General features: G+C 61.6%; 14 protein-coding genes. 10 read left to right on the forward strand and 4 right to left on the reverse strand.

Going from position 1 to position 14,997, the window contains the following annotated elements:
• Positions 1-253: 253 nt before the first annotated feature.
• The 7 genes from ACTV8E_RS00610 to ACTV8E_RS00640 are packed head-to-tail and all read left to right on the forward strand — an operon-like array spanning position 254 to position 6,535.
• Complete coding sequence (locus ACTV8E_RS00610) at positions 254-1,093, forward strand: FliM/FliN family flagellar motor switch protein (protein WP_251835486.1); 840 nt, start codon at positions 254-256, stop codon at positions 1,091-1,093.
• On the forward strand, positions 1,090-1,470 hold the full coding sequence (locus ACTV8E_RS00615) for a flagellar motor switch protein FliN (RefSeq protein ID WP_251835487.1): 381 nt from the start codon (positions 1,090-1,092) through the stop codon (positions 1,468-1,470). The genes ACTV8E_RS00610 and ACTV8E_RS00615 overlap by 4 nt, the downstream gene beginning before the upstream one ends.
• Positions 1,467-2,222 carry a flagellar type III secretion system pore protein FliP gene (fliP, locus tag ACTV8E_RS00620; RefSeq protein ID WP_251835488.1) on the forward strand — a complete coding sequence of 252 codons (756 nt, stop codon included), beginning with the start codon at positions 1,467-1,469 and terminating at the stop codon, positions 2,220-2,222. Before ACTV8E_RS00615 ends, fliP begins: the two co-directional genes overlap by 4 nt.
• A 10-nt stretch (positions 2,223-2,232) precedes the next feature.
• The gene (locus ACTV8E_RS00625) at positions 2,233-2,505 is read left to right on the forward strand and encodes a flagellar biosynthetic protein FliQ (protein ID WP_433962674.1); all 273 of its coding nucleotides are present in this window, start codon (positions 2,233-2,235) and stop codon (positions 2,503-2,505) included.
• A 4-nt stretch (positions 2,506-2,509) separates the two neighbouring features.
• A complete protein-coding gene (gene fliR, locus ACTV8E_RS00630) occupies positions 2,510-3,310 on the forward strand; it encodes a flagellar biosynthetic protein FliR (protein ID WP_443198137.1) in 801 nt (266 codons plus the stop codon).
• The gene (gene flhB, locus ACTV8E_RS00635; RefSeq protein ID WP_443198138.1) at positions 3,303-4,442 is read left to right on the forward strand and encodes a flagellar biosynthesis protein FlhB; all 1,140 of its coding nucleotides are present in this window, start codon (positions 3,303-3,305) and stop codon (positions 4,440-4,442) included. The genes fliR and flhB overlap by 8 nt, the downstream gene beginning before the upstream one ends.
• A complete protein-coding gene (locus tag ACTV8E_RS00640) occupies positions 4,439-6,535 on the forward strand; it encodes a flagellar biosynthesis protein FlhA (RefSeq protein WP_443198139.1) in 2,097 nt (698 codons plus the stop codon). The genes flhB and ACTV8E_RS00640 overlap by 4 nt, the downstream gene beginning before the upstream one ends.
• A 51-nt stretch (positions 6,536-6,586) precedes the next feature.
• Here the strand turns inward: ACTV8E_RS00640 and ACTV8E_RS00645 are convergent, their stop codons facing one another.
• Positions 6,587-6,949 (reverse strand): PilZ domain-containing protein, encoded by a 363-nt coding sequence (locus ACTV8E_RS00645; RefSeq protein WP_251835492.1) that lies wholly within the window; start codon positions 6,947-6,949, stop codon positions 6,587-6,589.
• Positions 6,950-7,118: 169 nt separating this feature from the next.
• Between ACTV8E_RS00645 and rep the strand changes: the two genes are divergently transcribed.
• Together rep and ACTV8E_RS00655 are read left to right on the forward strand one after the other, a co-directional pair.
• Complete coding sequence (rep, locus tag ACTV8E_RS00650; RefSeq protein WP_443198140.1) at positions 7,119-9,128, forward strand: DNA helicase Rep; 2,010 nt, start codon at positions 7,119-7,121, stop codon at positions 9,126-9,128.
• Positions 9,125-9,748, forward strand: coding sequence for a class I SAM-dependent methyltransferase (locus ACTV8E_RS00655; RefSeq protein ID WP_443198141.1), 624 nt, complete (start codon positions 9,125-9,127; stop codon positions 9,746-9,748). Before rep ends, ACTV8E_RS00655 begins: the two co-directional genes overlap by 4 nt.
• Positions 9,749-9,757: 9 nt before the next feature.
• On the opposite strand, the gene ACTV8E_RS00660 is transcribed toward ACTV8E_RS00655, so the two are convergent.
• From ACTV8E_RS00660 to ACTV8E_RS00670, 3 genes are all read right to left on the reverse strand, one after another.
• Positions 9,758-10,687 (reverse strand): ZIP family metal transporter, encoded by a 930-nt coding sequence (locus ACTV8E_RS00660; protein WP_443198142.1) that lies wholly within the window; start codon positions 10,685-10,687, stop codon positions 9,758-9,760.
• A gap of 127 nt (positions 10,688-10,814) precedes the next feature.
• Positions 10,815-11,765, reverse strand: coding sequence for a homoserine kinase (locus ACTV8E_RS00665; RefSeq protein WP_443198143.1), 951 nt, complete (start codon positions 11,763-11,765; stop codon positions 10,815-10,817).
• Positions 11,766-11,772: 7 nt separating this feature from the next.
• Positions 11,773-12,054, reverse strand: a complete 282-nt coding sequence (locus ACTV8E_RS00670) for a DUF2782 domain-containing protein (protein ID WP_273538494.1) — start codon at positions 12,052-12,054, stop codon at positions 11,773-11,775.
• Between the two features lie 78 nt (positions 12,055-12,132).
• On the opposite strand from ACTV8E_RS00670, the gene polA reads away from it, so the two are divergent.
• Positions 12,133-14,916 carry a DNA polymerase I gene (gene polA, locus ACTV8E_RS00675; RefSeq protein ID WP_443198144.1) on the forward strand — a complete coding sequence of 928 codons (2,784 nt, stop codon included), beginning with the start codon at positions 12,133-12,135 and terminating at the stop codon, positions 14,914-14,916.
• Positions 14,917-14,997 lie beyond the last annotated feature (81 nt).

Raw genomic sequence — 14,997 nt, forward strand, 5'->3', positions numbered from 1 at the left:
AGCAGATTAAATTGCATCAGAAAGATCAAAATCAACTCAAACGCGGTTTTGATCTTTTTTGATTTAAGTTTCGGCGCCTCTCGCCGATAGTGTTATGAATCACAAATGGACGCGCTCACAAGGCATTGTTCCAACGACGCGAGCCTACATAAAGGTTGTGTGCTCGATGCAGTCAGACTCGACCGCATATAAACCTTGCGAGTTTGACCGATCCGCCACAGGCCGCGAACCAACTTCAGGATAGATCCACAACATGACTGGCCACTCAAAAGTCCAACATGATGTGCCGGCAGACAGTTTGATCCGGTTGAAGCCGCATAAACTGGGTCGACACTATCACAAGGTGCCGATTTATATAAAGGAAAGCGCCAGTAAGCATCCGCGTATTATCAGCGATTATTTTTTACGCAGTTTTCGCATCAATATCGAGCTGGGCCAGGTCGAGGTGCATGAAAGCCTGGCCGCAGAACCGGCGCTGACCTATGCAAGTGCGTTCGGACGTATCGGTTTCTCCATCGACCGTGTGCTCCTCGCGGAAATACTCGAGTGCTATTACGGCGGCAGTTCACCCGCCACCGGAAACCTGCCACCGCCCAATACCTCCGAGCAGCGCTTAAGTGAGCGGCTGGGCAAGGATGTGGCAGACATGTTCGCGCGCATGGTGCTGGGCGGCCAGTCGCTCGGCCAGCTGGAGCGCTACGAAAACGCCTATGAACAGGTGCAGTGGGAATACATCGCCGAGTTCCGTTACCTGAGCCACCACAGCCAGCAAGAGTCATCGTTGTTCCTGTACCTGGACCACGACATGGTCGATGAACTGACCAGCCGACTCAGCGAGCGCCCTGCATCGGTCTGCAATTTCGATCCGCTGGAGCAGATCAAGCGCCTGCCGTTACACCTGGATTGCGTGGTCGCTTCCTTGCAGATGAACCTGTCTGAAGTGCTGGCCCTGCGTCCTGGTGACATTATTGCGGCCCGCCTGCAAGACCCCGTCGAAGTGCGCGTCAATCAGCAACGTCTGTTCCGTGGCAGCATCTTCGAAGACAACGGCAGCCTGTTTCTAACCTCTTTGGAAAGTGTGAAAACCCCATGACCGGCCAACTGTCGAACAGCGAATTTGAATCCCTGATCAATGACGGCGAGCTGAGCCTCGCTGAACAGCCCGAAGCGGCGACCAACAGCGAACCCGTGGTCTCGACGCCCAGCCTGCCGCAGCAGGACCTGAGCTTCTTCGGCAAGATCCCCGTGCATGTCACCCTGGAAGTGGCCTCGGTGGAAGTTCCGCTGCAGGATCTACTGGCGGTGGACGTGCAGAGCGTGATCGCCCTCGACAAGCTGGCCGGCGAGCCGCTGGACGTCAAGGTCAACGGTGCGCCCTTTGCCAAGGCCGAAGTGGTGGTGCTCAATGGCAATTACGGCCTGCGCATTCTTGAGCTCATCGGCAACGGTCTGGCCGGTCTGAAGTCATGATCCCGGCTCGTCTGCTGGCGGTCCTGGCCCTGGTCGGCACCGCCCTGCTGCCCATGGCGGCCCAGGCGGCCAACGGCGAGATTACCCTGTTCAACTTCAACGACACCGAAGACGGCCAGACCCTCAGCGTCAAGCTGCAGATCCTGGTGCTGATGACCTTGCTCGGCCTGCTGCCGGCGATGCTGATGCTGATGACCTGCTTCACGCGTTTCATCATCGTTCTGGCTATCCTGCGTCAAGCCATGGGCCTGCAGCAGAGCCCGCCCAACAACGTGATGATCGGCATCGCCCTGGCGATCACGCTGCTGGTCATGCGGCCCGTGTGGCAAGACATCTACGCCAATGCCTACGAGCCGTTCCAGAACGACGCGATCAGCCTGGAGCAAGGCCTGGAGGTGGCCAAGCAAAGCATGTCCGGTTTCATGCTGGCGCAGACCAACCAGACCGCCTTGCAGACCATCCTCGACTTGGCCAAGGAAGAACAGCCTGCCGACTTGAAGGACCTGGACTTCAGCCTGCTGTTGCCGGCCTTCGTGCTCAGCGAACTGAAAACCGCCTTCCAGCTCGGCTTCATGATCTTTGTGCCGTTCCTGGTCATCGACCTGGTGGTGGCCAGCGTACTCATGGCCATGGGCATGATGATGCTCTCGCCGATGATGATTTCCCTGCCATTCAAGCTGATGGTGTTTGTGCTGGTCGATGGCTGGACCCTGTTGGTCGGCACGCTGACCAGTAGCATTCAGCCGTTCTAGAGGTCTCGTCATGCTGACCCCCGATATCGCCGTCAACATCATCACCCATGCCGTACAGATCACCGGGCTGATCGTCTGCGTCCTGGTGGTGCCGAGCCTGTTGGGTGGTCTGCTGGTGGCTATTTTCCAGGCGGCCACGCAGATCAACGAACAGATGCTGAGCTTCCTGCCACGCTTGCTGATTACGCTGACCATGCTCATCGTCGCTGGCCACTGGATTCTGCGCACCCTCAGCGAGCTGTTCATCGAGAGCTTTCGCCAGGCGGGCGGCCTGGTCGGTTGAACCGATGAATTCGAGTCAGGCGCTGTTCCATGTCAGCCAATGGCTGCTGGCTCTGCAGGTGTTCTGGTGGCCGTTCTGCCGCATCGCGGCGGCGATGAGCGTCGCGCCGATGTTTCGCCACAAGGCGGTGTCGCCGAAAATCCGCCTGCTGCTGGCCCTGGTGATCAGCGCGGCGGTGGCCGGCTCACTGCCCGCGCCGCCGCAGATCGACGTGCTGTCGCTCGCCGGTGCCCTGGCCACGGCGGAGCAGATTCTGTTCGGCATGCTGCTGGGCCTGATGCTGCAGCTGGTGTTCGCGGTGTTCAGCATCGTCGGCGCGGTGATGTCGACGCAGATGGGCATGGCCATGGCGCAGATGAACGACCCGGTCAACGGCGTGTCGTCCTCACCGATTCTCTATCAGGTCTTTTATATCCTGCTGGGCTTGGTGTTCTTCGCCATTGATGGCCACCTTTTATTGCTAAGCATTGTTTATCAGAGCTTTCTGTACTGGCCGGTGGGCAGTGGGCTGCATTATTTCGGCTTGAATGCTCTGGTGCACGCCCTGGCCTGGGTGTTTGCCGCCGCCCTGCTGATCTCGATTCCGGTGGTGTTCAGCATGTTCCTGGTGCAGTTCTGCTTCGGCTTGCTGAACCGTATTTCCCCGGCGATGAATCTGTTTTCCCTGGGTTTTCCGGTCACCATCCTGGTCGGCATGCTGTGCCTGTCGCTGATCGTGCCTTACCTGCCGGAGAGCTACCTGAACCTCAGCCGCCAGGTGCTCGACAACCTGGCCATCCTGCTGCAGCGAGGCGGTGATGGCTGAGCAGAATTCGTCTCAGGAAAAAACTGAAGAAGCTACCGCGCAGAAACTCAAAAAGAGCCGCGACGATGGACAGGTGACCCGTTCCCGCGACTTGGCCACCATGGTGTCGCTGCTCGCCACCTTGCTGTTGCTGCGCTTTTTCTTCGAATTCATGTTCGACGGTCTGCAGCAGATCTTCGCCGCCTCCTACATCAATTTCCATCACAGCGAAATCGGCCTGGACGACCTGACCACGCTGCTCACCCTGAACCTGCTGCTGTTCGTCAAAGTGCTACTGCCGCTGGCTCTGGCGCCCTTCATTGTGGTGATCTTCGGCATGATTCCCAGCGGCTGGATGTTCGCCTCGAAGAACTTTCACTTCAAACTCGACAAGATCAACCCGCTGACCGGCCTGAAACGCATCGTCTCGCTGCAGAACCTCACCGACTTTCTCAAGTCGCTGCTGAAGATCATCGTGCTGATCGCCATCGCCTGGCTGCAGATGGTCTACACCCTGCCGCGGCTGATCGCCCTGCAAAAAACCGACCTGTTCACCGCGATCGGCAGCGCGTTCTCGCTAACCTTCGATTTGCTGCTGACGCTGATGGCGGTGTTCGTCCTGTTCGCGATGATCGACGTGCCGCTGCAGCGCTTCCTGTTCATGAAAAAAATGCGCATGACCAAGCAGGAACGCAAGGAAGAGCACAAGAACATGGAGGGCAAGCCTGAGGTCAAGGCCAAGATCAAGCAGTTGCAGCGCCAACTGGCGCAGCGGCAAATCAGTAAGGTGTTGAAAGACGCCGATGTGGTGATCACCAACCCGTTGCACTACGCGGTGGCCCTCAAGTACGACACCCGCAAAGCCCAGGCGCCCTTTGTGATTGCCAAAGGGCACGACGAAACCGCGCTGTTCATTCGCGAGCTGGCCGCCAAGCTGGCCATCGAAGTGGTGGAAATGCCACCGCTGGCCCGTGCGGTGTACTTCACCACCCAGGTCAATCAACAGATTCCCGCACCGCTGTATCAGGCGGTCGCCCACGTACTGACGTACGTGTTGCAACTCAAGGCCTATCGACAAGGCCGGCGTAAACAGCCGGTGTTGCCGCAAGACCTGCCCATTCCCGAAGCCCTTGCCAACCGAGTGCCATCATGAGTCTTTTGCAGCAGTTCATGCCCACCTTGCGCAGCGGCCGTATCGGCATCCCGCTGGTCGTCCTGTCCATCCTGTCGATGATCATCCTGCCGCTGCCGCCGCTGATGCTCGACATCCTGTTCACCTTTAACATCGGCATGGCGGTGCTGGTGTTGCTGGTGTGTGTATCGACCCGCACGCCGCTGGACTTCTCGCTGTTGCCTACGGTGATTCTGATCACCACGCTGCTGCGTCTTTGCCTGAACGTGGCCTCGACGCGTATCGTGCTGCTTGAAGGGCACAACGGCACCGATGCCGCGGGCAAGGTGATCGAGGCCTTCGGCGAAGTGGTGATCGGCGGCAACTTCATTGTCGGCATGATCGTGTTCGTGATCCTCACCATCGTTAACTTCATGGTGATCACCAAGGGTGGTGAGCGCATCGCCGAGGTGACCGCGCGCTTCACCCTGGACGCATTGCCTGGCAAGCAGATGGCCATCGACGCCGACCTCAACGCCGGGCTGATCGGCCAGGACGACGCACGCAAGCGTCGCCGCGACGTGGCCAAGGAGTCCGAGTTCTACGGCGCCATGGACGGGGCGGCGAAATTCGTGCGCGGCGACGCCATCGCCGGCATCCTGATTCTGCTGATCAACCTGTTCGGCGGTTTCGCCATCGGCATGCTGGTGCATGACCTGTCCGCCGGCGACGCGTTCCGCCTGTATGCCCTGCTGAGCATCGGTGACGGCCTGGCCTCGCAGATTCCGGCCATTTTGCTGTCCACCGCGGCAGCGATCATCATCACCCGCACCAACGAGTCGGCCGACATCACCAGCCTGGTCCGTCGGCAGATGCTCGCCCAGCCGCCGGTGCTCTACACCGTGGCCGGCGTTATCGCCGTGCTGGCGATGATTCCCGGCATGCCGCACCTGGCGTTTTTCAGCTTCGCGGCACTGATCGGCTTTGTCGCGTGGAAAGTCTCGAAAACCCTGCCGGTGGACGAGGCGCAAAGCCTCGAGAAGATCACCGCACTGAGCCAGGACCTGCGTCAGGACAAGCCGCAGAGCCTGGCCTGGGAAGACATCCCGCTGGTCGAGCGGCTGTCCATTTCCCTGGGCTACAAACTGGTTGGCCTGGTCAACGAGGCCAGCGGCGCGCCGCTGCCACAGCGGATTCGCGGCGTGCGCCAGACGTTGTCCGAGCAGCTCGGCTTCCTGCTGCCGGAAGTGCACATTCGCGACAGCCTGCGCCTGAAGGCGTCGCAGTATGCGATTTACATCAACGGCGAGCGCATCGACGGCACCGAGCTGCACGCCGACCGGCTGATGGCCATTCCTTCGCCGCAAACCTATGGCGAGATCGACGGCATCCTCGGCAACGACCCGGCCTACCGCATGCAAGTGGTGTGGATCGAGCCGGGCCAGAAGAGCAAGGCGCTGAACCTGGGTTATCAGGTGATCGACTGTGCCAGCGTAGTGGCCACGCACATGAACAAGATCATTCGCGAAAACCTGGGCGAGATCTTCAAGCATGACGATGTCGACCAGCTGATGCAGCGTCTCACCCTGCAGGCGCCCAAGCTCGCCGAGCACCTCAAGGGGGCGCTGAGCTATACGCAGCAGCATCGTGTTTACCGCCAGTTGCTGCAGGAAGAAGTGCCGCTGCGCGATATCGTCACCATCGCCACCACGCTGCTGGAGTCCAGCGAAACCACCAAGGACCCTATCTTGCTGGCGTCTGACGTGCGCTATGCGCTGCGCCGCACCATCGTGTCGATGATCGCCGGTGAGCGCAGCGAGCTGGGCGTATTTGTGCTGGAAGGCGCGCTGGAAAACACCTTGCTTGGCGCCCTGGGCATCGCCCAGCAGCAGGGCCCGGTCAGCCTGGACAACATTCCCGTCGACCCGGCGCTGCTCAACCAGCTGCAGACCAGCATGCCGGTGGTCAAGGAGCGCCTGCGCAAGGACGGCCACCCGCCGGTCCTCACTGTGATGCCGCAGCTGCGCCCGCTGCTGGCCCGTTACGCACGGGTGTTCAGCCCCGGCCTGCACGTGCTTTCGCAGAACGAGATTCCGGAAAAAGTCGGTGTGAAGATTGTCGGTACGCTGGGCTAGTGGGTTGGGGTGGATGCGCTGACCATCCACCCCGCCTTCACTCACGCAACGTCAGCGGCGTCTGGGCAGACTGGTGTCCGATAACCCCAGGGTATGGCTCAGGGACTTGACCAGGTTTTCGAAAGCCCGCGAGGACTCGGTCAGCTTCAGCCCCTGCTCATAGCCGCGGCGAAAGTTCTTGCGCGACCACTGCACGACCACCTGTATGGGGATTTCCTGCTGCGGCAGCACCTTGTTGGCCGGGATGTTGAGCTGCAGCTGATATTCCTCGCCTGCCACCAGCGGCTCCGCACCGATCAGGCGCAGGCCTCCCAACGACACATCGGCCGCATAGCCCAGGGATTGTCCTCGGACGGTATCGATGACATCGATCCGCAGACCTTTGATAAACGGAAAACGGCTGAACTTACGCATATTTCGGGTCGTCTCGGCACAGAGAATACGAATAATGGCATAGGGCCTGCGCTGCTAGTCTATGCCGTTCCGCCTTCTGGGCCAAACCATGACATGGATCACCGAGCTCAGCAGTGCCTGCCGCTCGCCTGCTAGAATCGCCGGCTCGCGTTTTTCAGGCACGGTATTCATGTCCCGACTCAATCCCCGCCAACAGGAAGCGGTGCACTACGTCAGCGGTCCGATGCTGGTGCTGGCGGGTGCCGGCTCCGGCAAGACCAGCGTGATCACCCGCAAGATCGCTTATCTGATCCAGCAGTGCGGCATCCAGGCCCGGCACATCGTGGCCATGACCTTCACCAACAAGGCTGCGCGCGAAATGAAAGAGCGCGTCGGCAGCCTGCTGCGTGGCAGCGAGGGCAAGGGTCTGACGGTGTCGACCTTCCACAACCTGGGCATGAACATCATCCGCAAGGAATACGCGCGCCTGGGTTACAAGCCCGGCTTTTCGATCTTCGACGAGGGCGATATCAAGGCGCTGCTCAGCGACATCATGCAGAAGGAGTATGCCGGTGACGATGGCGCAGACGAGGTGAAGAACCTGATTGGCGCCTGGAAGAACGACCTGATCATGCCTGAAGAAGCCCTGGAAACAGCACGCAATCCCAAGGAGCAGACCGCCGCCATCGTCTACCTGCATTACCAGCGCACGCTCAAGGCGTACAACGCGGTGGACTTCGACGACCTGATCCTGCTGCCAGTGAAGCTGTTCCAGGAGCACGCCGACATTCTGGAAAAATGGCAGAACCGCATCCGCTACCTGCTGGTGGACGAATACCAGGACACCAACGCCAGTCAGTACCTGCTGGTAAAACTGCTGGTGGGACAGCGCCGCCAGTTCACCGTGGTCGGCGATGACGATCAGTCGATCTATGCCTGGCGCGGCGCGCGACCGGAAAACCTCATGCAGTTGAAGGAGGACTATCCGTCGCTCAAGGTGGTGATGCTCGAGCAGAATTACCGCTCCACCAGCCGCATCCTCAAGTGCGCCAACATCCTCATTGCCAACAACCCGCACGTGTTCGAAAAGCAGCTGTGGAGCGAGATGGGCCACGGCGACGAGATCCGCGTGATCCGTTGCCGCAACGAGGATGCCGAAGCCGAGCGCGTGGCCCTGGAAATCCTCACCGAGCACCTGCGCACCCAGCGCCCGTACAGCGATTTCGCCATCCTCTATCGCGGCAACTACCAGGCCAAGCTGATGGAGCTGAAGTTGCAGCACCACCAGATTCCCTATCGCCTGTCCGGCGGCACCAGTTTCTTCGCCCGCCAGGAGGTGAAGGACCTGATGAGCTACTTCCGTCTGCTGGTCAATCCGGACGACGACAACGCCTTCCTGCGGGTGATCAACGTGCCGCGCCGGGAAATCGGCTCGACCACCCTGGAAAAGCTCGGCAACTACGCCACCGAGCGCAAGATCTCCATGTACGCCGCCAGTGATGAACTCGGCCTTGCCGAGCATCTGGACAGCCGTTACACCGAGCGTCTGGGCCGTTTCAAGCGCTACATGGACAAGCTGCGCCAGCAGTGCGCCGAAGATGACCCCATCGGCGCGCTGCGCAGCATGGTCATGGATATCGATTACGAGACCTGGCTGCGGCAGAACGCCTCCAGCGACAAGGTCGCCGAGTACCGCATGGGCAACGTCTGGTTCCTGATCGAGGCGCTGAAGAACACCCTGGAGAAGGACGAAGAGGGTGATATGACCATCGAGGACGCCATCGGCAAGCTGGTGCTGCGCGACATGCTCGAGCGCCAGCAGGAAGAGGAAGACGGCGCCGAGGGCGTGCAGATGATGACCCTGCATGCCTCCAAGGGCCTGGAATTCCCTTCGGTGTATATCCTTGGCGTGGAGGAGGAAATCCTTCCGCACCGTTCCAGCATCGAAGCCGACACCATCGAGGAAGAACGCCGCCTGGCCTATGTCGGCATCACCCGCGCCAAGCGTAACCTGACCATGACCTTCGCCGCCAAGCGCAAGCAATACGGCGAGATCATCGACTGCCTGCCGAGCCGCTTCCTCGATGAGCTGCCCAGCGAGGATCTGGTCTGGGAAGGCCAGGAAGAAGCCCCGCAGGAGGTCAGGGCCGCGCGCGGCAATGATGCGCTGGCCAACATGCGTGCCATGCTGAAACGATGAAAGACACCAGCCGCATCACCCTCGCCCATTACCAGCGCAATGCCGAAGCCTTCCGCGAAGGCACGCGCGATCACGATGTACGACAGAACATCGAGGCGCTGCTGCGCCATTTACCGGCATCTGCACCGCTGGCCATTTTGGATTTCGGCTGCGGCCCAGGCCGGGACCTGGCCGCCTTCAAGGCGCTGGGCCACGCGCCGGTGGGCCTGGACGGCTGCGCCGACTTTGTCGCCATGGCGCGAGAAGACAGCGGTTGCGAGGTGTGGCAGCAGGATTTTCTACAACTCGACCTGCCCGGCGAGCGCTTTGACGGCGTGTTCGCCAATGCCTCGTTGTTCCACATCCCTGCCGCCGACCTGCCGCGCGTGCTCGGTCAGTTGTATGCCTGCCTGAAGCCCGGCGGCGCGCTGTTCAGCTCCAACCCGCGTGGACGCAACGATGAAGGCTGGCAGGGCGAGCGCTACGGCGTGTGGCACGACTGGCCGCGCTGGCGCGGGCTACTGCTGGCGGCCGGGTTCGAAGAGCTGGAGCACTATTACCGCCCCGCCGGGCTGCCACGTGAACAACAGCCCTGGTTGGCCAGCGTGTGGCGCAAGCCAGCGGTTGGTTCGCAATCCTAACGCCAGGCGTTAGCCCAACGCCGTATCCAGAAACATCATTACCGCAAACCCCACCATCAGGCCGACAGTGGCCGGGGTCTGATGACCGTTGCGGTGGGTTTCCGGGATTACCTCGTGGGAGACCACGAAGATCATCGCGCCGGCAGCCAGGCCCAGACTGACCGGGTAGGCAATGGCAAACCCGCTGGAAATGCCGATGCCAAGCAATGCGCCGATGGGCTCCATGAGCCCGGAGGCTGCAGCAATCAGCACCGAGCGCAGCATCGACTGGCCGATGGCGCGCAGGGCCAAGGCCACGGCCAGGCCTTCGGGAATGTCCTGAATGGCGATGGCGCTGGTCAGCGGCAGACCGACGGTCATATCGCCGTGGGCGAAACTCACGCCGATGGCCATGCCTTCCGGGATGTTGTGCAGGGCGATGGCCAGCACGAACAGCCAGACCCGGTTCAAACGCACGCAATCCGGGCCGCACGGGCCGGTGCTTTCGTGCTCGTGTGGGGTGAAGTAGTCGAGGCCGAGCATCAGAAGCACGCCTAGGCCCAGGCCGATCACCACTGTCAGCGCGGCGGCGGGCGCATTGCCAAAAATGGTTTCGGCGGCAGCCAGTCCGGGCAGAATCAGGGAAAAGGCACTGGCGGCGAGCATCATGCCGGCGGCGAAGCCGAGCATGCTGTCCTGGGTGCGGGTTGAAATGCTGGTCAGGGCGACGGCCAGTAGCGCACCCAGGGACGTGGTGACAAACCCGGCCGTGCCGCCAATGAAGGCGTAGCCGAGGTTGGTCTGGTTACCGTTGCTGACCGCGCTGTAAACACTGGCGATCACCAGGCACAGTAGTGCCAGACTGGTCCCGGCCAGCCCGAGGGCAATCAGTGGATTGGCGCGCGCCTGGGCGGCCCAGGCGCTGCGCAGTTCGGCAGCAAGGGTGGGAATATTAGCCATGATCGGACCCGGACTGAAAACGAGGCGCCAGTGTAACCCGAGGTATCCAGCGAGGAAGATGAGGAGCTCTGAACGGGGCGATAGGCCTTGCTTATCGTCAACGCCCCGTCCCGCCAAAATGCCCTCGCTACAGCGCGAAGGGCAGCGCGCTGTCGACCTGTTGGCGGGCCTCCAGCAAGCAGCGGAACTCGTCGGGATTCTTGATCAGTACGGTGCGGCCGGCATTTTCTTCCGCAGCGATCAGCCGCGACAGCCAGAAGCGCACGCAGGCGATACGCAACATGGCCGGCCAGAGTTCGGCTTCAGCCGGGGTGAAATGGCGCTGCGTCGAATAGGCTCCCAACAGGGCTTGGGTGCGCGCCGGGTCGAGTGGACCGTCCAGCGTCGAACACCAGTCGTTCACGGTGATCGCCAAGTCGTAGAGCATCGGACCTGAGCAGGCGTTATAAAAGTCGATCACGCCGGTCAGGTGCGTGCCTTCGAACAGCACGTTGTCGCGGAATAAATCGGCGTGCAAGTTGGCGCGAGGCAGGGTCTGCAGGCGCGGTAACAGTGCCTGGATTTCCGCCAGGGCATCGCGCAACAGCGGCAATTGTTCATCGGGCAGGCTCAGGGCCAGGCTGGGCCCTTGCTCCAGCATCCACGCCAGGCCGCGATCGCTGGGACGTTCCAGAACCCGCTCGCGGGTGGCCAGGTGCAGTTGCGCCAGCCAGTCGCCGACTTCCGCGCAATGGTGCGGATTGGGGTCGCTGACATGGCTGCCCGGCAGGCGCGGTTGCAGCAGCGCGGGTTTTTCAGCCAGCGAGCGCAGCGCCATGCCGTCGCGATCGCGCAGCGCGTAGGGCACTGCGAGGTTGGCCTGGTGCAGCACATCGAGCAGCTCGATGAAAAACGGCAGGTCGCCCACCGGGCCACGTTCGACCAGGGTCAGTACGAATTCGCCGCCTTCCAGGCTGACAAAGAAGTTGCTGTTTTCGGTGCCGGCGGCGATGCCCTGGAATTCATGCAACCGCCCCAACCCGTAGGGGGCCAGGAAGGTTTCCAGTTCGTGTTGTTCGAGTGGCGTAAAGACTGACATGGCACACCTACCAGCTGAAGATTTTCCAGGACGGGATCAGCAGGTCCGGCTGGTCGGCACGCACGAAATTGCCGTCATCGCCATCGGCGCGTACCAGGAAATAGGGCTTGCCGTTTTTCGGGGTGATCTTGATCGCATAGAGGAAGCCGTTCACACGGTACTCCTCGATGGTCCTGTCGCCCTGCTGGCGAATGGTCACGTCGGGGTCGGCATCCACCGGGTCCTGGGCGAAGCCGCTCAGTGGCAACGCCAGCAGACTTGCCAGCAGCAAAGGTTTGAGAACGCGCATGGTAACCTTGTCCCTCAGTTATCAATTCGTTGGTTCGGTCATTCTAGCGCCGGGCCCGTGCAAAAGGTTGCCCTGCACATGAGTCAAGTGCCCCTCGTCCTGGTGGACGGTTCCTCCTATCTGTATCGCGCCTTCCACGCCCTACCGCCGCTGACCACCTCCAAAGGCCTGCCGACCGGTGCGGTCAAGGGCGTGCTGAACATGCTGCTCAGCCTGCGCAAGCAGTACCCGGACAGCCCCTTTGCCGTGGTGTTCGATGCCAAGGGCGGCACCTTCCGCGATGAACTGTTCGCCGACTACAAGGCCAACCGGCCGTCGATGCCCGATGAGCTGCGCCTGCAGATCGAACCGCTGCACGCGAGTGTGCAAGCCCTCGGCCTGCCGCTGCTGTGCGTCGAAGGAGTCGAGGCCGACGACGTGATCGGCACCCTCGCCCGCCAATGTGCCGCGCAGAGCCGCGACGTGGTGATTTCCACCGGCGACAAGGACATGGCGCAATTGGTCTGCCCCCATGTCAGCTTGGTCAACACCATGACCGGCAGCGTCTATGACGTCGAAGGTGTTAAGAGCAAATTCGGCGTCGGTCCCGAACTGATCATCGACTTCCTCGCGCTGATGGGCGACAAGGTCGATAACATTCCCGGCGTGCCGGGGGTCGGCGAGAAAACCGCGCTGGGCCTCCTGACCGGGATTCCCGGTGGTCTGGACGGGCTGTATGCCAATCTCGACAAGGTCGCCGAGCTGCCGATTCGCGGCGCCAAGACCCTCGGCGCCAAGCTCGCCGAACATCGGGAGATGGCGTACCTCTCTTACCAGCTGGCCACCATCAAGCTGGACGTGCCGCTGGATATCGAGATCGAACAGCTGCACCCCGGGGCAACGGATGACGCGGCGCTGATCGAGTTGTACCGTGAGCTGGAATTCAAGACCTGGCTCAATGAACTGCTGCGCAAGGCGCCGCCGGCCCCCGCGCCGAGTCAGCCGGGCGCCAGCGGCGACCTGTTCGCCGAGCCGGCGGCACTCGAAGCCGACGCAGCGCTCGTCGACACCGAGAGCCGCTACGAAACCGTGCTCGATCCGGCCCGTTTCGACGCCTGGCTGGACAAGTTGCGCGCTGCCCCGCTGTTCGCCTTCGACACCAAAACCGCGGGCGAGGACGCCCAGCAGGCGTTGCTGGTCGGCTTGTCCTTCGCGGTCGACAGCCATGAGGCGGCTTATGTGCCGCTGGCCCATACCTACATGGGTGTGCCGCAGCAGCTGGACCGTGAAAGAGTACTTGCGGCCCTCAAGCCGTTGCTGGAAGACCCGGCCAGGGCCAAGGTCACCCAGCACGGTAAATTCGACATGAATGTGCTGGCGCGCTATGGCATCGAGGTGCGCGGCCTGGCGTTCGACACCCTGCTCGAATCCTATGTGCTGGACTCCGTCGCCACGCGCCACAACATGGACGCCCTGGCGCTGAAGTACTTGAACCACGGCACCATCCGCTTCGAGGATATTGCCGGCAAGGGTGCCAAGCAGCTGACGTTCGACCAGATTGCCCTGGAGCAGGCCGGTCCCTTTGCGGCCGAGGATGCCGATCTCACTCTGCGCCTGCATCAGAGTCTGTGGCCCAAGCTGCAGGCGGTGCCGAGCCTGGCCAGTGTGCTCAGCGACATCGAAATGCCGCTGATGCCGGTGCTGGCGCGTATCGAGCGCCAAGGTGCGCTGGTGGATGCCAAGCTGCTCGGCGAACACAGCCGCGAACTGGGCGAGCGTCTGGTGCAGCTGGAGCGCGAAGCCTTTGCCATTGCCGGCGAAGAATTCAATCTTGGCTCGCCTAAGCAGTTGGGGGTGATTCTCTACGAAAAGCTCGGCTTGCCTGTCCTGAGCAAAACCGCCAAGGGGCAACCTTCTACCGCTGAAAGCGTGCTCGCCGAACTGGCCGAGCAGGAGTATGAGCTGCCTAAGGTACTGATGCAGTACCGCAGCCTGAGCAAGTTGAAGAGCACTTACACCGACCGCCTGCCCGAACAGATCAACCCGCAGACGGGACGCATCCACACCAGCTACCAACAGGCCGTCACGGCGACCGGGCGTTTGTCTTCCCAAGACCCGAACCTGCAGAACATCCCGATCCGCACCGCCGAAGGGCGGCGCATTCGTCAGGCGTTCATCGCGCCCGAGGGTTACAAGCTGCTGGCCGCCGACTACTCGCAGATCGAGCTGCGCATCATGGCCCACCTGGCCCAGGATGCCGGCCTGCTGCATGCCTTCCAGAACAATCTGGACGTGCACCGCGCGACCGCCGCTGAGGTGTTCGGCGTCCCGCTGGATCAGGTTAGTCATGATCAGCGGCGCAGCTCCAAGGCGATCAATTTCGGCTTGATCTACGGCATGAGCGCCTTTGGCCTGGCCAAGCAGATCGGTGTCGACCGCAAGGAGGCCCAGGCCTATATCGACCGCTACTTCGCTCGCTATCCCGGTGTGCTCGCTTACATGGAACGCACCCGCGAGCAAGCCGCCGCCCAAGGGTACGTCGAGACGCTGTTCGGCCGTCGTCTGTACCTTCCGGAGATCAACGCGAAGAACGGCGCGATGCGCAAGGCGGCGGAGCGTACCGCCATCAACGCACCCATGCAGGGTACTGCGGCGGACATCATGAAACGCGCCATGGTGGCGGTGGATACCTGGCTGCAGAACAGCGGCCTGGATGCGCGCGTGATTTTGCAGGTGCACGACGAACTGGTGCTGGAGGTGCGTGAAGAGCTGCTCGATCAGGTGCGTGAGCAGGTTATCTCCCTGATGAGTCATGCCGCTGAGCTGGCCGTGCCGCTCCTGGTTGAGGCAGGCATGGGTAACAACTGGGACGAAGCACACTGATTAGACCGGGTCCGCCAAGCTGGGCAACCGCCTTCTCGGCCCCCTTTAAACAAAAATCGCCGGACATCCATGCTGCTTCGG

The sequence above is a fragment of the Pseudomonas sp. B392_1p genome (assembly GCF_052245235.1).
Lineage (GTDB): Bacteria > Pseudomonadota > Gammaproteobacteria > Pseudomonadales > Pseudomonadaceae > Serpens > Serpens gallinarum.